This window comes from Labrys sp. Lb11 (assembly GCF_057554225.1).
The window spans coordinates 36,319-58,368 of sequence record NZ_BAAJOT010000006.1 but is presented as its reverse complement, the minus strand read 5'-3'; the positions used below and the strand labels follow the sequence as shown (position 1 = coordinate 58,368).

Annotated in this window: 18 protein-coding genes; 8 read left to right on the top strand and 10 right to left on the bottom strand. The window is 70.1% G+C overall.

Annotation, left to right across the window (positions count from 1 at the left end; all coding sequences use genetic code 11):
• Positions 1-16: 16 nt before the first annotated feature.
• The 6 genes from AC27L4_RS22260 to AC27L4_RS22235 form a co-directional block, all read right to left on the bottom strand.
• Positions 17-3,880, bottom strand: a complete 3,864-nt coding sequence (locus AC27L4_RS22260) for a hypothetical protein (protein ID WP_487144564.1) — start codon at positions 3,878-3,880, stop codon at positions 17-19.
• Between the two features lie 240 nt (positions 3,881-4,120).
• On the bottom strand, positions 4,121-5,353 hold the full coding sequence (locus AC27L4_RS22255) for a calcium-binding protein (protein WP_487144563.1): 1,233 nt from the start codon (positions 5,351-5,353) through the stop codon (positions 4,121-4,123).
• 195 nt (positions 5,354-5,548) lie between these two features.
• Positions 5,549-6,973, bottom strand: coding sequence for an aldehyde dehydrogenase family protein (locus AC27L4_RS22250; protein WP_487144562.1), 1,425 nt, complete (start codon positions 6,971-6,973; stop codon positions 5,549-5,551).
• A 62-nt stretch (positions 6,974-7,035) separates the two neighbouring features.
• Positions 7,036-7,227, bottom strand: coding sequence for a hypothetical protein (locus AC27L4_RS22245; RefSeq protein ID WP_487144561.1), 192 nt, complete (start codon positions 7,225-7,227; stop codon positions 7,036-7,038).
• Between the two features lie 6 nt (positions 7,228-7,233).
• Positions 7,234-8,562, bottom strand: coding sequence for an NAD(P)/FAD-dependent oxidoreductase (locus AC27L4_RS22240; RefSeq protein WP_487144560.1), 1,329 nt, complete (start codon positions 8,560-8,562; stop codon positions 7,234-7,236).
• 106 nt (positions 8,563-8,668) lie between these two features.
• Positions 8,669-10,033, bottom strand: coding sequence for a glutamine synthetase family protein (locus AC27L4_RS22235; protein WP_487144559.1), 1,365 nt, complete (start codon positions 10,031-10,033; stop codon positions 8,669-8,671).
• 116 nt (positions 10,034-10,149) lie between these two features.
• Between AC27L4_RS22235 and AC27L4_RS22230 the strand changes: the two genes are divergently transcribed.
• From AC27L4_RS22230 to AC27L4_RS22195, 8 genes are all read left to right on the top strand, one after another.
• Positions 10,150-10,887, top strand: coding sequence for a GntR family transcriptional regulator (locus AC27L4_RS22230; protein ID WP_487145232.1), 738 nt, complete (start codon positions 10,150-10,152; stop codon positions 10,885-10,887).
• Between the two features lie 610 nt (positions 10,888-11,497).
• Positions 11,498-12,439: a 4-hydroxy-tetrahydrodipicolinate synthase family protein gene (locus AC27L4_RS22225; RefSeq protein ID WP_487144558.1), complete on the top strand. Its 942-nt coding sequence runs from the start codon at positions 11,498-11,500 to the stop codon at positions 12,437-12,439.
• 163 nt (positions 12,440-12,602) lie between these two features.
• Complete coding sequence (locus AC27L4_RS22220; RefSeq protein ID WP_487144557.1) at positions 12,603-13,310, top strand: aspartate/glutamate racemase family protein; 708 nt, start codon at positions 12,603-12,605, stop codon at positions 13,308-13,310.
• A gap of 3 nt (positions 13,311-13,313) precedes the next feature.
• Entirely contained in the window at positions 13,314-14,423 is a 1,110-nt protein-coding gene (locus AC27L4_RS22215) for an NAD(P)/FAD-dependent oxidoreductase (RefSeq protein ID WP_487144556.1), read from the top strand.
• Positions 14,404-14,679: a (2Fe-2S)-binding protein gene (locus tag AC27L4_RS22210; protein WP_487144555.1), complete on the top strand. Its 276-nt coding sequence runs from the start codon at positions 14,404-14,406 to the stop codon at positions 14,677-14,679. Before AC27L4_RS22215 ends, AC27L4_RS22210 begins: the two co-directional genes overlap by 20 nt.
• Positions 14,676-16,061, top strand: coding sequence for an FAD-dependent oxidoreductase (locus AC27L4_RS22205; RefSeq protein ID WP_487144554.1), 1,386 nt, complete (start codon positions 14,676-14,678; stop codon positions 16,059-16,061). Before AC27L4_RS22210 ends, AC27L4_RS22205 begins: the two co-directional genes overlap by 4 nt.
• Positions 16,062-16,186: 125 nt before the next feature.
• Positions 16,187-16,291, top strand: a complete 105-nt coding sequence (locus AC27L4_RS22200; protein WP_487144553.1) for a type II toxin-antitoxin system Phd/YefM family antitoxin — start codon at positions 16,187-16,189, stop codon at positions 16,289-16,291.
• Positions 16,292-16,422: 131 nt separating this feature from the next.
• Positions 16,423-16,890 (top strand): PIN domain-containing protein, encoded by a 468-nt coding sequence (locus AC27L4_RS22195; RefSeq protein ID WP_487144552.1) that lies wholly within the window; start codon positions 16,423-16,425, stop codon positions 16,888-16,890.
• 13 nt (positions 16,891-16,903) lie between these two features.
• Here the strand turns inward: AC27L4_RS22195 and AC27L4_RS22190 are convergent, their stop codons facing one another.
• The 4 genes from AC27L4_RS22190 to AC27L4_RS22175 are packed head-to-tail and all read right to left on the bottom strand — an operon-like array spanning position 16,904 to position 22,045.
• On the bottom strand, positions 16,904-19,231 hold the full coding sequence (locus AC27L4_RS22190; protein ID WP_487144551.1) for a molybdopterin-dependent oxidoreductase: 2,328 nt from the start codon (positions 19,229-19,231) through the stop codon (positions 16,904-16,906).
• Positions 19,232-19,247: 16 nt separating this feature from the next.
• Positions 19,248-20,207, bottom strand: a complete 960-nt coding sequence (locus tag AC27L4_RS22185; protein ID WP_487144550.1) for an ABC transporter ATP-binding protein — start codon at positions 20,205-20,207, stop codon at positions 19,248-19,250.
• Entirely contained in the window at positions 20,204-21,217 is a 1,014-nt protein-coding gene (locus AC27L4_RS22180) for an ABC transporter ATP-binding protein (protein ID WP_487144549.1), read from the bottom strand. The genes AC27L4_RS22185 and AC27L4_RS22180 overlap by 4 nt, the downstream gene beginning before the upstream one ends.
• Positions 21,218-21,220: 3 nt before the next feature.
• Positions 21,221-22,045, bottom strand: a complete 825-nt coding sequence (locus AC27L4_RS22175; protein WP_487144548.1) for an ABC transporter permease — start codon at positions 22,043-22,045, stop codon at positions 21,221-21,223.
• Positions 22,046-22,050 lie beyond the last annotated feature (5 nt).

Below are 22,050 nucleotides of genomic sequence, written 5' to 3'. Positions count from 1 at the left end.
TCCCGGTCCGCCCGGGTCAGGCAACCAGCACGAAGTCCGCCGCCGTCAGCGCGGGATGGCCGGTGAGGCGGGCGAACAGATGCGCCACGCCTGCCCCCGCCCCGTCCGCGTCGTAGGACAGGTCGCCGGTCGTGGTGTCGTAGAGGAACACGCCGCCGGCATGGCCGGCCGCCGAGGGGTTGGCGCCGGCGACGAGGTCGACCGTGCCGCCGGCCGCGAGACCGCCGCCGAAGGCCGAGGCGTCGATCCGCAGCCTGTCGGTGCCGGAGACGAAATCGGCGATGGTGTCGAGCCCACCGGTCGGCGGCGCGTGATCGAAGACGAAGCTGTCGCTGCCGGAGCCGCCGGTCAGCACGTCGTCGCCGGCGCCGCCGTTGAGGAGGTCGTTGCCGGCGCCGCCGTTGAGCGCATCCGCCCCCGCCCGGCCGAACAGCTGGTCGTCGCCGGCGTCGCCGCTCAGCCGGTTGTCGCCGCCATTGCCCTTGAGCACGTCGGCATGGCCCCCGCCATAGAGGTTCTCGATACCGACGAGCGTGTCGAGGCCGCCGCCGCCGGTCTGCTGCTGGCCGGAGAGCGACAGGTCGACGGTGACGCCGGTAGCGAGGCCGGTATAGGCCGCGGTGTCGGTCCCGGCGCCGCCGACGAGCGTGTCGGAGCCGGCGCCGCCCAGCAGGGTGTCGTCGCCGGCGCCGCCGTCGAGCCTGTCGTTGCCGTCGCCGCCGTTCAGCCGGTCATCGCCGGCGGCGCCGACCAGGCTGTCGTCACCGTCGAGACCGGACACCGTGTCCGCCCCCCTGCCGCCGAACAGCACGTCCATGCCGGAGGTTCCCCTCACGGTCCGCGCCGCCGTCGAGGTGCTGAACACGAAATCGGCTGACGTCAGCGAGGCGAGCTGCGTCGCCTCGAGCGTGATGCTCTCGATCCCCGCGCCAAAGCGGCCGGGCGCATTGTAGCCCAGGCTGATCACCACGTCGGCCCCGACCTGGCTCATGAACGGCGCCAGGCTGGCCAGATCCGACACGCCGATCTTCGACAGGTCGACGCGGTCGCCGGCCGAGAAATCGGTGACCACATCCTGGCCGAACCCCACGGTACGCCCGCGCGCGCCGAAGACGAAGACGTCGCGCCCCTCCCCGCCGGTCAGCGTGTCATCGCCGTAGCCGCCGTTCAGCCGATCGGCGCCCGCGCCGCCCACGAGGACATCGTCGCCGGACAAACCCGTCATCGAATTGGCGCCGCGGCCGCCGAACAAGACATCCGAGTGGCCGGTGCCGCTCACCGAGCGCTTCGTCGTTGCGGTGTCGAAGATGAAGCTCGCCTCGGTCAGCGAGGCGAGCGTCACGCCCCGCAGCTTGACGCTCTCGACGGCATCGCCGTACCGGAACGTGATCGAGACCACGCTCGAGCTCGCCTGCTGCATGAAGGGCAGCAACGTCGCCAGGTCGCCGATGCCGAGCGCCGAGACATCGATGCGGTCGCCTTGGCCGAAGCCGATGATGGAATCCTCGCCGAAACCGCGCGCATCATAGACGAACACGTCGTCGTCGCCGCCGCCGATCAGGGTGTCGTCGCCGCCATTGCCGGTGAGACGGTCATCGCCGGCGGCCCCGAACAGCACCTCGGAACTCGCGGCGCCGGTCGTCGCCCGCGGCGAGGCCGAGGTGTCGAAGATGAAGTCCGACGCCGTCAGCGAGGCGAGCGTCGTCGCCTTCAGCGTGATGCTCCTGGCGGCGGCGCCGACGCCGAGAGCGATCACGACATCCGCTCCGACCTGCTTCATGTAGGGCGTGAGGGCCGACAGGTCGGGCACGCCGAGCGCCGAGAGGTCGATGCGGTCGCCGGCGGAGAAGTCGAGGATGGTATCGGCGCCCGAGGCGGCCGCGCCGTAGACGAAGCGATCCGCGCCGTCGCCGCCGATCAGCGTGTCGTCGCCGCGGCCGCCGGTGAGGGTATCCCCGCCGATGCCGCCGAACAGGACGTCCGCCCCCGGCGTGCCGGTCACCGTCCGCGCGCCCGGCGTGGTGTCGAACACGAAGGCGGCGGCGTCCAGCGACGCCAGCGTCGTGCCCTTGAGCGTGATGCTCTCCCGGGCGCTGCCCTCGCCGATGCTGATCACCACATCCGAGCCGACCTGGCTCATGAACGGCGCCAGGGACGACAGGCCGGAGATGCCGAGGGCCGAAAGATCGATGCGGTCCCCGGCGGAGAAATCCAGGATCGTATCGTTGCCGAACTGCGGCGCGAAGACGAAGCTGTCCTGGCCGGCGCCGCCCGAGAAGGTGTCGCTCCCCGCCCCGCCGATCAGCCGGTCGTTGCCGGCATCCCCGGACAGGCTGCCGCCGAGTCCCGCGAGCAGCCGGTCATCGCCGTCACCGCCGTGCAGCTCGCCGAAGGCGCCGTTGCGGGCGTCCAGCACGTCGTTGCCGGCGCCGCCGAACAGCCTGTCGCTGCCCTGGCGGCCGATCAGATGATCGTCGCCGCCGCCGCCCACCAGGACATCGTCGCTGAACCAGCCGGTCAGCGTGTCTGCGCCCGCCCCGCCGAACAGGACGTTGTTGTACAGATGACCGGTCAGCGTCCGCGGCAGGGTCGACGGATCGAACATGAAGTCGGCGGCCGTCAGGGAGGCGAGGTCGGTGCCCTCGACCGTGATCCGATAGAAATTGCCGAACTCGATCACCACATCCGCGCCGACCTGGCTCATGAACGGCGCCAGGGCGGCGAGATCCGGAACGCCGAGGGCTGAGACGTCGATGCGATCCCCGGCGGCGAAGTCGGTGATCGTGGCGTGGGTAGCGGGGCCGAAGAGGAACACGTCATTGCCGGCGCCGCCGGCAAGCGTGTCGGTCCCGCCGCCGCCATCGAGCACGTCGTCGCCCGCGCCGCCGAACAGGCGGTAGCCGCCGGTCAACCGGTCGTTGCCCGCGCCGCCGACCAGGCTGTCCCCGTTGTCCCCGACCAGGACATCGTCGCCGCCGCCGCCGAACAGCACGTCGTCATAGCCGGTGCGGCCCGGGCTTCGGGGCGCCAGGGAGGTGTCGAACACGAAGTCGGCTGCTGTCAGCGAGGCCAGGCTCCGCCCGTTGATCGTGATGCTTTCGCCGCGCCAGTCATAGCCGAGGCGGATGACGACGTCGGCCCCGACCTGGCTCATGAACGGAACCAGGGATTCGAAGTCGGAGACGCCGATACCCGCGAGGTCGATGCGATCGCCCGCGGCGAAGTCGGTGATCGTGTCGTCGCCGAAACCGCGCTGGTCATAGACGAACACGTCATTGCCGGCGCCGCCGCTGAGCGTGTCCTCCCCGTAGCCACCGATCAGCCGATCCTCGCCGGCGCCGCCAAGCAGCTTGTCCCAGCCCCCGCCTCCGATCAGCACGTCGTTGCCGGCGGCGCCGATCAGCGTATCGGACCAGTCGCCGCCGCCCCGCAGCGTGTCGTCGCCCTTGCCGCCGAACAGCACGTCCGTCTGATCCGTTCCGTCCACGGTCAGGGGCGCCGTCGAGCTGCGGAAGACGAAGTCCGAGGTCGTCAGGGAGGCCAGGGTCGTCGCCTTCAGCGTAATGCGCTCGGTCGCGCCGCCGAAGCTGAAGGCGATGACCACGTCGGCCCCGACCTGGTGCATGAACGGCTTCAGGGACCAGATGTCGGAGATGCCGAGGGCGGAAACATCGATGCGGTCGCCGTCGGAGAAATCGGTGATCACGTCCGTGCCGAAGCCGCGCGCGTCATAGACGAAGACGTCGCTGCCGCCGCCACCGGTCAAGGTATCGTTGCCGCCGCGCCCGATCAGCCGATCGTCTGCGGCCGTGCCGGTCAAGTTGTCCGCGCCATCCGTCCCCGTGTAGGTCGTCACATCAGCCTCCCAGCGTGTCGCCATCGGGCGATCTCGTGCCGCCGCCCCTGGCCGAAAAGGCCAGCCTGTGGGGTCCCGGCGATGCGGCGGAGCACCAGCCTCCCCGCCTGTTCGCCCCTGCCTGGCGGCATGACCTTAGGGCACATGGACCCATGCCTGTAGTGAAATCATGGCGATCCGCGGCGACAACACGGGGTTGTGACCAGGGCCTGCAGTCAGGCCGCCACGAGCCGCATCCGGAGGACCGCGGAGGCGGTGCCTTCATCAGGCAATCACGACCCAACCGTTATATTGCTCCAGCGTCCACTGCGACCCGTTCAGGATCACCACGGTGCCGTCGGACCAGGTGAGTTCGACGTCGTCAGCCCGACCATCGCCATCTGCGTCCAGCGGCGACGACCGGGTGGAGAAAGCCTTGTCCCTGGGCAGGGAGAAACGATCTCCCGCGAGCGGATTGAAGTCGGTGACGACGTCCCGGCCGCCGAAGCCCGTGTCCCAGTAACGATACAGCACGGAAAAGATGAACACGTCGGCGCCCGATCCGCCCGTCAGCCTGTCATTCCCGAAATCGCCCGACAGGCTGTCGTTGTCCGCGCCGCCGTCGAGGATGTCGTTGCCCTCATAGCCGGTCAGGATGTCGTCGCCATCGTCACCGAAGAACTTGGAGCGGCCAAAGGAGCCCGGGCCGTCGAGCCTGGCCGAGATGTGGTCGTCGCCCGCGCCGCCATGGACCGCGGCCCCGCCATAGCCCGCGTCGACGCTGTCATTGCCGTCGCCGGCCAGGACGATGTCGCCGCCGTAGCCGTCGACGACGATCGTGTCATTGCCGGCACCCGCCTTTATGATATCCGCGCCGGCCTCGTCGCTGATGTAGTCGTCGCCGTCGCCACCCATCAGTTCGTCGTTGCCGTCGCCGCCATCCAGCTGGTCGTTGCCCTCGCCGCCGAGCAGCAGGTCGTTGCCGCTGCCGCCCATCAGGACGTCCTGTCCAGCGCCGCCGCTGAGCCGGTCTTCACCGCCGCCGCCGTCCAGCACATCGTCGCCGGCATTGCCGCGCAGGACATTGGCAAGGTCATTGCCGGTCAGGGTGTCGGCGAACGCCGATCCGGTCAGGTTCTCAATGTCGATCAGCGTGTCGATCCCCGCCCCGCCCGTATCCTGCGCGGTGGTGATCGCAAGGCTGACGGTGACGCCGGAGGCGAGCATGGTATAGGCGGCCACGTCGATGCCGCTGCCGCCGCGCAGCACATCGTCGCCGAGGCCGCCGTTCAGCGTGTCATTGCCCTCGCCGCCGCGCAGCACGTCGTTGCCGAGGCCGCCGAGCAGCGCATCGTCTCCCTCGCCGCCGTCCAGCGCGTCGTCGCCGCTGCCGCCGTCGAGCCGGTCCCTCCCCTCCAGGCCGAACAGGATGTCGTCTCCCGCCAGGCCCGGCATGTCGTCGGCGCCGATGTCGCCGATCAGGACGTCATTGCCCGCCGTACCCCGAAACGTCGCCATTCCCGTTCGTCCCCGTGCCGTCGAGCAGCATAACTCAAGGGCAGATCGCGACAGGCTACGATGTCGAGGCGGCATACGGAAGACGGCCCGCAGCCGCGATGTGCGCGGGGAGGCACACAATCGCCCGGCTCTCCGCTCGGAGGCCGTTCGGCAGCCCGGGATGCGGCCGGACGATGGATCCGGCCGCGCCGGCTCTCAGGGACGGTGCAGGGTCTTGATCTCCAGGAAGTCCTCGAGCCCGAAGACGCCGCCCTCGCGACCGTTGCCGGATTGCTTGTAGCCGCCGAACGGGCTGCCGTAGCGGTGCGGCCCGCCGTTGATGTGCACCATGCCGGCGCGCAGGCGGCCGGCGACGCGCTCGGCCCGCCGCTCGTCGCCGGTCTGCACGTAGGCCGCGAGGCCGTAGCTGGTGTCGTTGGCGAGCGCGATCGCCTCCTCCTCGGTATCGAAGGGGATGATCGACAGCACCGGGCCGAAAATCTCCTCGCGGGCGATGCGCATCGTCGGATCGACATCGGCGAAGATGGTCGGCTTGACGTAATAGCCGGTCTCGTAGCCCTCCGGCTTGCCGGGGCCGCCGACCAGGAGCCGTGCGCCCTCGGCGACGCCGGCCTCGAGCAGCGCCTGCACCCGGCCGAACTGCACGTCGCTGACCAGCGGGCCGATATGCTCGCCCTCCTGCTTGGGGTCGCCGACAGCGGCCGCCTTGCCGACCCGCTCGGCGATGTCCAGAACCTTGTCGTAGACGGAACGCTGTACCAGGAGGCGCGTCGGCGCGTCGCAGGACTGGCCGGAATTGTTGAAGCATTCCAGCACACTGCCGGTGACGCGGTCCTCCAGGTCGGCGTCCTCGAAGACCAGGTTCGGCGACTTGCCGCCGAGTTCCAGCGCCACGCGCTTGACCGTGTCGGCGGCATCCTTGCTGACGGCGATGCCGGCGCGGGTCGAGCCGGTGAAGGACATCATGTCGACGTCCTTGTGCCGGGACAGCGCGGCGCCGACATGAATGCCGTCGCCGTTCACCAGGTTGAAGACGCCGGCGGGAAAGCCCGCCTCCTCGACCATCTCGGCATAGAGCATGGCGTTGAGCGGCGTGAACTCGCTCGGCTTCAGCACGCAGGTGCAGCCCGCCGCCAGCGCCGGCACGACCTTGAGCGCGATCTGGTTGATCGGCCAGTTCCACGGCGTGATCAGTCCGCAAACGCCAATCGGCTCGCGCAGCACCGTGTCGCCGTTCGGCAGGGTCTCGCGCTCCTTCAGGTGCCGCAGGGCGTCGATGAAGCCCTGGAGATGGCCGACGCCGACATCCGCCTGCTGGGCGCGGCTCATGCTGATCGGCGCGCCGAGCTCGAGCGTGATGGTCTGGGCCATTTCCTCGTAGCGGCGCTTGTAGATGTCCAGGAGCCTTTCGAGCAACGCCAGCCGCTCCTCCCGGCTGGTCCTGGAATAGGTGGCGAAGGCCTTCTTGGCGGCGGCCACGGCCTTGTCGATATCGGCCTGCGAGCCCATCGAGATGACCGCGATCGGCTTCTCCGTCGCGGGGTCGAGCACCTCCAGGTCGTTCGGCACCACCGGATCGACCCATTCGCCGCCGATGAAGAACTTGCGCTTCTGCAACATCGTGCTCCTCCTTGATTGTCCGGACGGCGCCGCCCGGCGGCGGGCTGCCTCCGCTCTCCGCCTCAGTTCCGGCGGACGGGATCGGAGAAGTCCGAGAAGACCGCCGCCGAAGCCTCATCCTCGATATCGCATTCGGGGAGCCCCTGCACTGCAAAGAACAGGAGGCGCGGCGAAGAAACCGCCTCGACCGTGCCGTGCGCGACCTCGGCCTCGACGCGCGGGTCACCGCCCGTGGCGACGTCGAACTCCCGCATGCGGCGTCAGAGGCCGAGCCGGTCGCGCAGGCCGTACCACCAGGAGCCGAGCACGGTCATGGGCACGCGCAGCGTCTTGCCGCCCAGGAACGGGTGGTAGGGCAAGGCGCTCCAGACGTCGAAGCGGCCGGCCTGGCCGGCCACCGCCTCGCCCAGGACCTTGCCGAGCAGGTGGGTCGTGGTGACGCCGTGGCCGCTGTCGCCATGCGAGAAGTAGACCGTCGGCGACAGCCGGCCGACATGCGGAATGCGGGTGAGGGTCAGGGCGAAGTTGCCGCTCCAGGCATAGTCGAAGCGGACCTTGGCGAGACGCGGGAAGGTCCCCGCCAGATGCGGCCGGATCTTGGCCTCGATGCTGGCCGGGTCGCGGCCGCCATAGACGACGCCGCCGCCGAAGAGCAGCCGGTTGTCGGCGGTGCGCCGGTAATAATCGAGGATGTAGTTCATATCCTCGACGCAATAGTTCTTCGGCAGGATCTCCTCGATCAAGGCTGCGTCGAGCGGCTCGGTGGCGATCACCTGGCTGGAGACCGGCATCATCTTGCCGCCGATTTCGGGCAGGAGATCGCCGAGATAGGCGTTGCCGCAGACCAGGACATAGCTGCACGAGACCGAGCCCTCGCGGGTCCGCACCACCGGCGCCGCCCCCGGCTCCACGGCGACCACGGGCGAGTTCTCGTGGATGCGCCCGCCGAGCCGCTCGACGGCGGCCGCCTCGCCGAGGACCAGGTTGAGCGGGTGGATGTGGCCGCCCTTGAGGTCGACCATGCCGCCGGCGTAGCGATCCGAGGCGACGATGCCGGGCAGGTCGGCGCGGTCGACCCGCACCAGGCCGCCATGGCCGTAGCGCTCCCAGGTGCGCTTCTGGTGGTCGAGCTCGCGCAGCTGCTTGTCGGTGAAGGCGGCGAAGAAGCCGCCCGGCACTAGGTCGCAGGCGATGCCGTAGGACGCGACGCGGCGGCGGATGATGTCGCCGCCCTCCAGCGCCATGGCGCCGAGGGCCTTGGCGGCCTCGGCGCCGTAGCGGCCCTCGATGACGTCGAGGTCGCGGCTGTAGCCGTTGACGATCTGGCCGCCGTTGCGGCCGGAGGCGCCGAAGCCGATGCGCACGGCCTCGAGCACGACGACCGACAGGCCGCGCTCGGCGAGCTCGAGCGCCGCCGAAATGCCGGTGAAGCCGGCGCCGATGACGCAGACATCGGCGCTGACCGCCCCGCGCAGCGCCGGGCGGGGCCAGGCGCCGATCGCGGTGGCGGCATAGTAGGACGGCGCATGGCCGCTGGCCGAAGACACGGCGGCGGCGGGCGCCCGGATGGTCGCGGTCTGGAAAGACATGGGTTCGTTGTCCTGACGGGGCGCCGGCCCGCCGATGGGCCGGGGGCGCCGCTCGATCGAAGGCGGGCGGAGCGGCGCACCGATCCGCCGCGCCGGAGGGAGGGGCTCAGACGATCTCGAGATACGCTGCGAACTCGTAGTCGGTGACCTGCTCGGCGAAGCCGGCGATCTCCTGGCGCTTGCAGGCCACGAGCATGGAGCGCAGGGCCGGGTCGAAGATCTCGGCGGCGATCTCGCCGGTCTCGAAGGCGGTGACCGCCTGTCCCCATTCCGCCGGGATCTTCGGCGCGTGCGCGGCATGGGCCCGCCCGGTGATGTCCGGCGGCGGCGTCCACTGGTTGCGGATGCCGATCAGCGCGGCGCCGAGGATGGCGGCGACGACGAGGTAGGGATTGGCGTCCGCCCCGGCGACGCGATGCTCGATGCGCCGCGCGGCCGGGTTGCCGCCGGGAATGCGCACCGCCGCAGTCCGGTTCTCGTAGCCCCAGGCGACGGTGGTCGGCGCGTGGGTGTCCGGGCGCAGCCGCCGGTAGGAGTTGAAGTGCGGCGCGAACAGCAGCGTCGTCTCGGCCATGCCGCGCAGCAGCCCGGCCACCGCATGCCGCAGCACCGGAGAGCCCTCCCTGGAACCGTCGTCGAAGATATTGCGGCCGTCGGTGTCGATCAGGCTGAAATGCACATGCATGCCGTTGCCCGAGCGCGTGCCGTAGGGCTTGGCCATGAAGGTCGCGGCCAGGCCGTGCTTGCGGGCGACGCCCTTGACGATGCGCTTGAACAGGATCGCGTCGTCCGCCGCCTTGAGCGGATCGTCGCTGTGCATCAGGTTGATCTCGAACTGGCCGATGCCGTTCTCGGCGATCGCCGCGTCGGCCGAGACGTTCTGCCGGGCGCATTCGGCGTAGACGTCGGACAGGAACTCGCCGAAGTCGTTGAGCTCGTCGATCGACAGGATGGCGTCGGAATCGAGCCGCTTGCCGGTGTAGGGCGAGATCGGCGGCACGGCGCTGTCGGGCTCGGGATCGATCAGGTAGAATTCCATCTCGGTGGCGACCACCGGCCGCCAGCCGAGCTTGGCATATTCGCGCACCACCGCGGCGAGGGCCTGGCGCGGGTCGGCGAGGAAGGGCTCGCCGCTCTCCAGGAACAGCCAGAGCGGCACCAGCGCGCTCGGCCGCGACGTCCAGTTCACCGGCAGCACCCCGCGCCCGGTCGCGCCGCAGATGCCGTCCGTGTCGCCGCTGGCGAAGACGTGCTCGCTGCCGACGATGTCTTCGCCCCAGACGTCCACGCCGACGATCGACAGCGGCATGCGGATGCCGCCGCCGAGCACCTTGGCCGCCTGGCTCACCGGCACGCGCTTGCCGCGCATGATGCCGTTGAGATCGCAGACCACGGCCTGGATGCTCTCGATCGGCCCGTTCTCGTTGAACCAGGTCTCGAGCGCGCTGGGGTCGCGGCCATCGGTCGGCATTGTCCGGGTCTCTTTTTTGTGATCACATTTATATCTCTTGTGACATCATTTTCCGATGGAAGCAAGCCTGGAGGCGGACTAGACAGGGCGAACGACACATGGAGAGGCGGGACGCGTTGCGGACGGTGACATTGCCGCCCCTGGCCAAGGCCGAGGGCATGACCACCCATGACTATGCCTTCCTGCGGCTGCGTCAGGCCATCATGGTCGGGGCGTTCCGGCCCGGCACGTCCCTCACCATCCGGGGCCTTGCCCAGGCGCTCGACAGCAGCTCCACCCCGGTCCGCGAGGCGCTGCGCCAGCTCATTTCCATCGGCGCGCTGCAGCTCCTGGAAAACCGCCGCGTCCAGGTGCCGATGGTGACGGCGACGCTGTTCGAGGAGCTGATCGCCCTGCGCATCACGCTCGAGCAGCACGCGGCCGAGCGGGCCGTGGCCCATATCACCGAACGCCAGATCGACGGCCTGGTCGAGATGGACCACGCGATCGACCATGCCATCCTGCGACGCGACAAGGTCGGCGCCCTGCTGGCCAACCAGGCGTTCCACCGCGCCATCTACACCGCCAGTCCCGAACGCGTCGCACTGCCGATGATCGAAAGCCTGTGGCTGCGGCTCGGCCCGATCCTGGGCATTGCGATGGAACACGTCGCCGAGCTCTACGTCGTCGACCGGCACCAGGAAATCATCCTGGCCCTGCGCAAGCGCGACCGGGCGGCGGCCGCCGCCGCGATCGGCGCCGACATCCGCGAAGGCATCGGCGGCTTCGATCCGTCCACCATCACCGCCCTGCTCGACACGGCCCGGCGCCAAGGCAGCGGTTCCGGCACGACAGCCGAACCTCTTCCCGCGTGATCAGACAGAGAAAGATGTGATCATATCGACAGCTCCAGCCGGAGACCTGTCATCGGCCGGGCGTGACGCCGTCCGCCGCCTTCCCGCTCCGGGCCCGACGCGATCCGGCGCGGCCGGTCAACGCACCCGTCCAGCCGCCGCGCCGCGGAATTGTCGCTGTTTCATGACGCCCGGTCTGGACAGGGCGCCGGCGCGGATCATTTTCGCCGGGCCGGCCGCAACCTTTCGCCCGAGAGGATCGAGCGACACGGCGACCCGTCCTCGACCCGGCTCGTGCGGCTTCCGGGCGATTGACGCGGGCGGGGGGAACGGCCCCGCCCGGCGGCACGGTTTCCGCGCCGCCGGGGGCCGCAGCCTCCGCGGCGCGCCTCAGGGATGGCAGAGCAGCGCGTCGCTGCGGCGAGCGCGAGGTGAGCGCGTCCGGCCCGGCCGCCCCTCGAAACTCCGTCATTTTCATCTTCTCCCGATATCGCGGCCTTCACCCAGCGCCCTCTCCGGCGCGCATACGGCCATCCGGATTGACGAACGAGCATTTCAAATATACGTTTCAATCGAAGGATCGATACCGTCGGACCCGGCGCTCCGGGTTCCATGAAGGGGGCCATCTCAGATGACGAAAATGCGGATCGAAGGTTCGTTCGTCGCCCTGATCACGCCGTTCAATCAGGACGGCACCGTGGACTTCGCGGCGTTCGAGGCCCTGCTCAAGTTCCAGCGGGACAACGGCACCTCCGCCGTGCTCATTCTCGGCTCGACCGGCGAAATCTCCATGCTCAGCCGCGACGAGCGGCGCGAGATCATCGCGCGCACCGCGAAGATGAAGAGCGGCGCCATGAAGCTGTTCTACGGCTGCACGGGCGGCGACACGGCGAGCACCATCGACATGCTGCGCTTCGCCAAGGCCGAAGGCGCCGACGGCGCGATCCTGGCGGCGCCGGCCTATATCTGCGCGCCCGAGGCCGACATCGAAGGCTATTTCCTGGAGGCGGCGGACTCGGTCGAGCTGCCCATGGGCATCTACAACAATCCGCCGCGGGTGAAGACCGACCTCGGACACGAGGCCCTGCTGCGCCTGTTCAAGCACCCGAACTACGTCGTCCACAAGGAGTCGACCGGCCGGGTCGGCCAGGTGGCGCAGGTGCTGGCCGGCAATCCCGACGTCTCGGTGATGTGCTGCGACTCGCCCAATCTCGGCCTCGTCGTGCCGACCATGACGCTCGGCGGCCACGGCACCGCCAACATGACCGGCAACATCGCGCCCGCCGAGATCGCGGCCCTGTCCCGGCCCTGGCGGAACGACGGCGACGCCATGGCCTTCCGCGAGGCCTATCTCAGGCTGCTGCCGCTGCTCCACTACACCTATTCGGCCATCAACCCCGTCGCCGTGAAGTCGCTGATGCGGGCGATCGGCCTGCCGGCCGGCGACCTGCGCCGTCCGCTGACCGCGCTGCAGGGTCCGGCGCTGGAGCGCGGCATCGAGATCGTCGACCGCCTCGGCCTGACGGCCCGCTACGGCCTGCCCAAGGCTTCGCTCGGCATCGCGGCGGAGTAGCGGCAGGCGCCGTCCGTCGAGGCCGCAGCCGGGAGCCAGGGAGTCCGGTTCTCGATGGGCGAGACCTTTCAGCCCGTCATGGCCGGACTTGATCCAGCCAAGCCGGCCTACCTGATTTCCGGGCATCGTCTCCGCCGGACGCCGTCTCCCGAGGGAAGAGACCATGGATAGGACCGTGTCGGAACACCATATCGGCGTTCTGGTGCTGGACACCGCCTTCGAGCGCATTCCCGGCGATGCCGGCAACGCCAGGACATGGCCCTTCCCCGTGCGCTACCGGACCGTGCGCGAGGCGAGCGCCCTGCGCGTCATCGACGGGCAGGCGGAGGGCCTGCTCGACGCCTTCGTCGCGGCGGGCCACGAGCTGGCCGACGAGGGCTGCGCCGCGATCGCGACGACCTGCGGCTTCCTCGCCCTCTACCAGCCTGATCTGGCCGATCGCCTGCCCGTTCCCGTCGCCACATCGAGCCTGCTGCAGGTCCCGCTCGTCCGCCGGCTGCTCGGCCGCGGCCGCCGCGTCGGCGTGCTGACCATGGACGCCGCGCGCCTCACGCCCCGCCACCTCGCCGCGGTCGGCATCGACGACGCCCCGCCCATGGAAGGGCTGCCGCGCGACGGCGTGTTCTGGAAGATGATCGCCGAGAACGCGCCCGCCGATCCCGCGATGCTGCAGGACGAGGTGATCGAAGCCGCCGACCGCCTCCTGGCGCGCGAGCCGGACGTCGCGGCGCTGGTGCTGGAATGCGCGAACATGCCGCCCTGCTCCTCCGCCCTGGCGGCCCGCTTCCGGATCCCGGTCTTCGACATCGTCACCATGGTCGACTGGCTCGCCGGCGCGATCGTGCCCCGCAGGCATCCCCGGGAGGCCTAGGCCGTGTCCGGTCGCGGCATCGTCATCGGCGGCGGCATCGTCGGCCTGTCCATCGCGCTCGGCCTGGCTTCGTCCGGCCTGGAGGTGACCGTCCTCGACGGCGGCGACGCCGACAACCGCGCGTCCCACGGCAATGCCGGGCTGATCTGGGTGCAGAGCAAGGGCGCGGACCATCCGCCCTACGCCCGATGGTCGCGACGCTCGGCGTCCATGTGGCCGGAATTCGCCGCGATGCTCGCGGCGACGACGGGCATCGACGTCGAATATGAGCGCCGCGGCGGGCTGAGCCTCTGCCTGGACGAAGCCGAGGTCGAAGCGCGGCGCGCCATGGTGACGCGGATCGCCCGCCAGCTCGGACCGGACAACGACGTGGAGCTGGTCGACGCGGCGTTCGTGCGCGAGAAGATGCCCTGCGTCGGCCCGGCGGTGCTGGGCGCGAGCTGGTGCCCGTCCGACGGCCATGTGAATCCACTCCTGCTCATGGGCGCGCTGCGGACGCGCTGCGCCGCGCTGGGCGTGGTCATCCGGCGCGACACCCGCGCCGAGGCCGTGGGGATGGACGGCTCGCACCTGACCGTGCACGGGCGCGACTTCAGGCTGAGAGCCGACAGGGTGGTGGTTGCGGCCGGGCTCGCCACCCAGGCCCTGGCGGCCACGGCGGGCATGAGCGTGCCGCTGCGCCCCGTCCGGGGGCAGATCGTCGTGACGGAGCGCCTCGATCGCAGCATCCTCTATCCGACGCCGACCACACGCCAGGCGCGCTGCGGCAGCGTGATCTTCGGCAACAGCCACGAGGAGGGCCTCGTGACGCCTGCCACCACCCTGCCGGTCATGGCCTCCCACGCCCGGCGGGCCGTCGCGGAGTTTCCCTTCCTGGCCTCGTCCCGGGTGCTGCGCAGCTGGGGCGCCATCCGGGTCATGCCGGCGGACGGACGGCCGGTCTACGCCCGGTCCTCGACCTGCCCCGGCGCCTATGCGGTGGCCTGCCACAGCGGCATCACCCTGACAGCGGTCCATGCCGCCGTGATCGGCCCGGCCATCGCCGCCGACAGCCTGCCGGACGCCGTCTCCTCCCTCTCCGCCGAGCGCTTCGATGCTGTTTCGCCCGCTTGACCAGACCCGCGGCCGGGTGATGCTGACGGTCGACGGCGTCACCCTGACGGCGCTCGAGGGAGAGACCGTCGCCGCCTGCCTGCTGCGCCACGGCCTGACCGCCACCCGCCGCTCGCCCTCGGGCCGGCCGCGCGGCCCCTATTGCCTGATGGGCGCCTGCTTCGAGTGCACGGTGGACATCGACGGGCGCAGCAATGTGCAGGCCTGCCTGACGCCGGTCAGCGACGGCATGACGATCCGCCGGAGCCTCGCATGAGCGGGGACCGGTTCGATCTCGCCATCGTCGGCGCCGGCCCGGCCGGCATGGCGGCAGCCGTCGAGGCGAGGGCGCATGGCCTGACGGTAGCGGTCCTCGACGACCAGCCGGCCGTCGGCGGACAGATCCTGCGCGGCATCACCGGTTCGGACCATCGCTTCCACGAAAACTGGGGCGCCCCGCTCGCCGCGCGGTTCCGCGCCAGCGGCGCGGTGCACCTGGCCGGGGCGGCGGCCTGGGGCCGCGACGGCAAGTTCCTGTGCTTCAGCCATCGCGGACGGACCGGAAAGCTGCACGCCAAGGCCGTCATCCTCGCCACAGGCTCGATGGAACGCCCGGCGATGGTTCCCGGCAACACCCTGCCTGGCGTCCTGACCGCAGGAGCCCTGCAATCGCTGCTGAAGGGCAGCAACTGCGTCCCGGCCGGCCGCTACGTGCTGGCGGGCAACGGTCCGCTGCTGCTGCTGTGCGCCCTGCAATTGGCCCAGGCCGGAGCCCGGCCCGCGGCGATCGTCCAGACCACGCCGGCGGCGCGGCTGCTGCGGGCCCTGCCCGCCGCCGCGGGCCTGGCGCTCGATCCCTCTCTGCTCCTCAAGGGGCTGAAGCTCGTCGCCGGGGTTCGCCGACTGGGCGTGCCCGTCCACACCGGCGCCAGCGCCCTCCGGATCCTCGGAACGGACCGGGCCGAGGCCCTCGCCTTCCGCGCCGGCGGCCGGACCCACGAGGTCGCCGCGGACCTCGTCGCCCTGCATGACGGCGTCGTGCCGAACGACAATCTCGCGGTCGCCTTCGGCGGCAGCACCGCCTGGAACGAGGCGCTGCACTGCTACGAGACGCAGACCATCGGCGCGACGAAGCTCATCGGCGCGGAGGATGTCTGGGTGGCCGGCGACGCCGTCGCCATCGCCGGCGGATATCAGGCCACCATCAGCGGCAGGCTCGCGGCCCTGGAAGCCGCCCTCGCCCTCGGCGTCTGCGCGGAGCAGCGCTATCGCAGCGCCGCGGCGCCGCTCCTGGCCCGGCGCCGGCGCCTCGGCGCGGCCCGCCGCTTCGTCGATGCCTATTACGCGCCGACGCTGCTGCCCGCCGGGGCCCCGGACGACACGCTCCTGTGCCGCTGCGAGGAGGTGACACTCGGCATGGTGCGGGCGGCGATCGCGGCCGGCGCCGACGGCTCGCGCTCCGTCAAGGCGGCGACGCGGTGCGGCATGGGGCCGTGCCAGGGGCGGCAATGCACCCTGTCCCTGGCCAGCGAACTCGCCGGCCGCCTGCCCCCGATCTTGAACGAACGGCCGAGCCTGCGCTTTCCCGCCCGGCCGATCACCGTGGCGGAGCTGGCGGACAGCCATGACGGCCTGCGGCACAGCGGCTCGGATGCGTGAGGGATGGGTCGGTCCGACCGGAGGCACCTCCGTCAATATCGTGAAATCACTGCATCTCTCTTGACAGAACTGAACGGGGATCTGTTGTAGTGACATAACTACCTGAAGGAAATGATGCCTCGTTTGTGTCGGCAGCCGACGCCAACCGCCAGTTCTCGGAAATCCTCCGACAGGCAGCGGGAGGCGAGACCGTGATCATCACGCGCCAGGCAATGCCGTCGCGCAGCTGACTCCCGTCAATCTGCATTCAACCGATGAAGCCCGATCCCTGGCCTGGGAGCGCCTGTTGTCGACGCTTGAGGAGGGCCTGCCTCTTGGAGGCCAGCCATTTGACCGTGACAGCCTCCATGAGCGGTGATCGATGCGCTTCACCCTCGACACCCATCTGCTCGTCTATGCCATTGACCGCGATGCCGGCGACAAACATCGTATCGCGGTCGACATCGCTCGACGGGCACGGGGACGTGACTGCATCCTGACTCTTCAGTCTCTCGCTGACCTGTTCCGCACCCTTTCCGAGCCGAAGCTCAAGATTCCGGTGTCCAAAGCGGCCGAAATCGTCCGGCAATGGCAAGATGCCTTGCCTGTCGTTGCTGCGGACGAAACTTGCCTGACAGATGCCATGGATGCGGTGATCCACCATGGATGGTCATTCGGGGATGCCATGATCTGGGCAACGGCCAAGAAACACGACTGCCGAATTCTCCTTTCGGAGGACGGACAGGCTGGTCGAACTCTCGAGGGCGTCACCATCGTCAATCCCTTTGCGGTCAACGCCGGCGAATACGTCGACGCGGTGCTTGGGAAACCGGGATCTCTCGGCCAATAGAGCGGCCGAGCCCTCACGCTGCCTCAAAGCGCGGCTGGCCGAGGACCCGGATCGGCTGCACGGCGCCCTGGTGCCGTTCGACCTCGACGAGGCAGGTCTGGGCGCTCGAGCCCTGCCCCAGCCGGGAGGTGCCGACATCCTTGGTCAGGGCATTGGGGTTGCCGTGGTTTTCCAGCGTTCCGCCGGCCCCGTCCGGGATCGGCTCGAACGTCGCGCCGGTCGGCAGGCAGACCACGCCGGGCATGATCGCATCCGAGATCCTGAGGCCGGCGAGGCAGGCGCCGCGATCGTTGAAGACGCGCACGAGGCATCCCTCGTCAAGCCCGCGCGCCGCCGCGTCCGCGGGGTTCATGAACAGGCCGGCCCGGTCCCTCACCTTGTTGGCCCGGCTCAGGCGGCTGGCGTCCATCTGGCCGTGCAGCTTGTCCGGCGGCTGGTTCGAGATCATGTGCAGCGGGAAGCGCCCTGCCAGCGGACTGCCGAGCCATTCGGAGGGCTCGCGCCACACCGCCATGCCGGGGCACTCCCCGTAGCCGAAATCGGCGACGGTCTGCGAGAACAGCTCGATCCGGCCGGAGGGCGTCGCCAGCCGATGGGCGCCGGGATCCCGGCGGAATTCCTCGAACAGGGTGAAGGGCCGCTGCGGATCGGGGATGCGGACATGGCCGGCCTCCCAGAAGGCGTCGAAGTCGGGCGGGTTGAAGCCCCGCGCCGCCATGCGCTCGCAGAACCTGGCATAGATGTCGCGCAGCCATTCCTGCTCGCTGCGGTTCCGGTGGAAGGCCTCGCCGTCGCCCAGCCGATCCGCCAGGTCGCTGAAGATGCGATAGTCATCGCGCGCCTCCCCGACCGGCTCGATCGCCTTGTGCATGGCGAAGAGATAGGGATCGCGCGAGGAGCCGCCGATGTCGTTGCGCTCGAGCGCCGTGGTGGCGGGCAGGACGATGTCGGCATGGCGCGCGGTCGCCGTCCACCAGGGCTCGTGCACCACCACGGTCTCCGGCCGCTGGAAGGCCGCCTGCAGGCGGAACAGGTCCTGGTGGTGATGGAACGGATTGCCGCCGGCCCAATAGACCAGCTTGATGTCGGGATAGACGAACCGGGTTCCGTCGAAGTCGACGGCCTGGCCGGGCGAGAGCAGCAGGTCGGCGACCCGCGCCACGGGGATCTTGAGGTCCCCCTCCCGCCGGATCGCCGGCAGGCCGGAGATCGGCAGGTCGTAGACCGGATTGCCCATGCCGTTCATCGAGCCGTAGCCGAAGGCGACGCCGGCGCCGGGCAGGCCGATCTGGCCGAGCATGGCGGCGAGCGTCGCCAGGCCCCAATAGCACTGCTCGCCATGTTCGGCGCGCTGCAGCGACCAGGCCGCGCTCAGCATCACCCGGCGGCCGATCAGTCCCTCGGCGAAGGCCGCGATCGCCGCCGCCGGGATGCCGGTGATCGGCGCCGCCCATTCGGGCGTCTTGGGCGTGCCGTCGACCTCGCCGGTGAGATAGGCCTCGAAGCGCTCGAAGCCGGTGCAATAGCGCCCGACGAAGTCACGGTCGGTCGCGCCGCCGGCGTGCACGACATGGGCGGCCGCCAGGATCAGCGCCATGTCGGTCCCCGGCCGGATCGGCAGCCACTCGGCGCCGATCTCCGCCTCCGTGTCGCCGCGCAGGGGCGAGACGTTGGTGAAGCGGATGCCGCGCGCCGCGGCCTGCCGCATGAAGTCCGCGAAGGGATGCAGCCCGGCGCCGCCGGACTGGATCTGCCAGTTCTTCGCCGCGATGCCGCCGAACGCCACGAACGCCTCGCAATGATCGAGGATCGAGGCCCAGTCGGTGACCGGGCCGGCGACCGTGGCGTCGTCGCCGAAGATATGCGGCAGCAGCCGCATGGCCGCGCCGTAGCTGTAGTTCGTGACCTGCCCGGTGCAGCCGCCGACGGCTCCCATGAAGCGATGGATCAGCGTGCGGGCATGGTGCAGCCGGCCGGCGCTGGACCAGCCGTAGGAGCCGCCGAAGATCGCCGGATTGCCATAGGTCTTGCGCACCCGGTCCACTTCGGAGGCGACCATGTCCAGAGCCTCGTCCCAGGGAACCTCGACGAAGGGCTCGGCCCCGCGGCCATGGCCCGGATGCGGCAGGCCGCGCGCGACGGTGCGCAGCCAGCCGCGACGGATGGACGGGCGGGCGACGCGATTGTCCGCGTAGACCATCTCCGGCCAGGCTTCGATGAGCCCGCTGGGATGAGGGTCCCCGGCGAACGGCGTCACGCCGACCAGACGGCCCTGCGCGACATGCGCCTCGAAGGCGCCCCAGTGCGACAGCGAGGGAGATGTGCTGCGGTCGGCGGACATTTCGGCGCTCCTTCGACTATGCGGCGGACACCAGGGCGGACCACTCGCCGGCGCGATGGCAGGCGACGCGGTGGCCCGCCTCCGCCTCGAGCAGGTCCGGCGCCTGCCGCGTGCAGATTTCGACGGCGAGCGGGCAGCGTGTCCGGAACCGGCAGCCGCCGGGCGGCGAGAGCGGGTTCGGCAGCTCGCTGTTCAGCCTGACGTCGGGCCCGCCATCCATCCGCGCATTGTCCGTGGTCCGCATCAGCGCCCTTGTATAGGGATGCATCGGCGCCGACCATACCCGTTCCACCGGTCCGATTTCCACGATGACGCCGAGATACATCACCGCGATCCAGTGGGAGACGTAACGGATGACGTCGAGGTCGTGCGAGATGAAGAGGTAGGACAGTCCCTGCTCGCGCTGCAGCTCGACCAGGAGGTTGAGCACCTGCGCCTGGACCGACACGTCGAGGGCTGAGACGGGTTCGTCGCAGATCAGGATCTTCGGCTCCAGGGCGAGCGCCCGCGCGATGCCGACGCGCTGGCGCTGGCCGCCGGAAAGCTGGTGCGGCAGCCGGTCATGCATGGTCCGCGGGATGCCGACGCGTTCGAGCAGCGCCCCGACCCATTCCCGCCGCTCCGCCCCGGTGCGCAGGCGGTGCACCTTCAGCGGCTCCTCGACCAGCTCCCGAACGGTCAGGCGTGGGTTGAGCGAGCCGTAGGGGTCCTGGAAGACCATCTGGATGTCGCGCGCCAGCCCGGCGCGGCGGCGCACGTCCACCACCTCGCCGTTGACGGACAGCGAGCCGGAGGCAGGCGTGTTGAGCCCGACGATCGCACGGGCGAGGCTGGACTTGCCGCAGCCGGACTCGCCGACCAGGCCGAGCGTTTCGCCGGCCGCGACATCCAGGCTGACGCCGGCCACGGCATGGACCGTGCCGCGGCGCGAGCGGTGGCGGACGACCAGGTCCGAAATCCGAAGACGCGTGGTCACGCCGGCACCTCCTCGAGCGGGTGATGGCAGGCAAAGCCCAAGCGTCCCCGCTCCTGCAGCAGCGGCCGGCGCGTCTCGCATTCGGCTGACCTGCGGGGGCAGCGCGGACCGAAGGCGCAACCGGGCGGCCGGTCCGCCGGAGCCGGCACCGTGCCCGGGATTTCCCGCAGGCGGTGGCCGTCGCGCGAGAAGCTGCCATGCGGTCGCGCCGACAAGAGGCCGTCGGTGTAGGGATGGCGCGGGCCGGCGAACACCGTCCCGATGTCGCCGGTCTCGACGATCCGGCCCGAATACATCACCGCGACCCGATGCCCGACGGCGCGCACCGCGTGCAGGTCGTGGGTGATGAACAGCATGCCGACGCCGAGCTCGCGCTGCAGTTCCTTCAGGAGATCGAGGATCTGGGCGGAGATGGTGACGTCGAGCGCCGTGGTCGGCTCGTCCGCCAGGATCAGCTTCGGGTTGCCGGCGAGCGCCATGGCGATCATGACGCGCTGGCGCATGCCGCCGGAGAGGCGGTGCGAATATTCGCCGAGCCGGGAGGCCGCAGCCGGGATGCGCACCATGTCGAGCAGTTCCAGCGCGCGCCGCCGCGCCTGCGCCCGCGACATGGCGTTGTGCAGGAGGATCGCCTCGGTGAGCTGCCTCTCGACGGTCAGGACGGGGTTGAGGGCCGACAGGGGGTCCTGGAAGATCATGGCCATGGTCGAGCCGCGCACCTTGCGGATCTCGCCGTCCGTCATGCGGCTCAGCTCGCGTCCGTCGAGCCTGATGCTCTCGGCCTCGACGCCCATGGACCGGGCATCGTGCAGGCGCATCAGCGCGATCGCCGTCAGCGACTTTCCCGCCCCGGACTCCCCGACGAGCGCCAGGGTTTCGCCGACGCCGATCGAGAAGCTGACCTCGTCGACGGCGCGGACCTGGCGGCGCCCGGATTGCCGGAGCAGGATCGACAGCTTCCTGACCTCGAGCAGGGGCTCGGCCTTCGGGGCATGCTCAAGCGCCGTCATCGCTCAGCGCTTTCGCAGATGCGGGTTGAGGGCATCGTTGACGGCGTCGCCGAGAAGGTTCAGCGCCAGCACCGTCAGCACGACGAAGAGGCCGGGAATGATGCAGATGAACCAGGTCGTGCGGATCGACGGCCGGCCGATGTTGATCAGCGTGCCCCAGCTCATCACGTTGGGATCCCCGAGGCCGAGGAAGGAGAGGCCCGCCTCGGTGATGATCGCGGTGGCGACCAGGACGGCCGCCGCCACCACGACCGACGAGAGCGAATTGGGCAGGACCTGGGTCAGGATGATGCGCGGCGCCGACATGCCGATCACCTTGCAGGACTGGACATATTCGCTTTCGCGCACCCGCAGCACCTCGGCGCGGGTCAGGCGCGCCACGGGCGGCCACGACACCATGGCGATGGCGAAGATGATGGTCGAGATCGACGGCGACAGGATCGACACCAGCACCACCGCGAACAGGAAGCCGGGAATGGTCTGGAACGCGTCGGTGACGCGCATCAGCACCGCATCCGCCACGCCGCCGAAATAGCCGGCCACCGCGCCGACGGCGATGCCGACCACGAGGGCGCAGAGCGTGGCGACGATGCCGACCAGCAGCGAGACCCGCGAGCCGTAGAAGATGCCGGCGAGGATGTCGCGCCCGAGCGCATCGGTGCCGAACGGCAGGCCGGCCCGCTGGCCCGGCCAGAGATAGGGACGGGCGACCAGCGTCCACGGTCCCTTCGGGAAGAGATAGGGCGCCGCGACCGCCATGCCGACGATCAGGACGAGGACGGCGAGGCCGATCAGGCCGGCGGGGGAGACGAGGACGCGGCGCAGCATCGGTC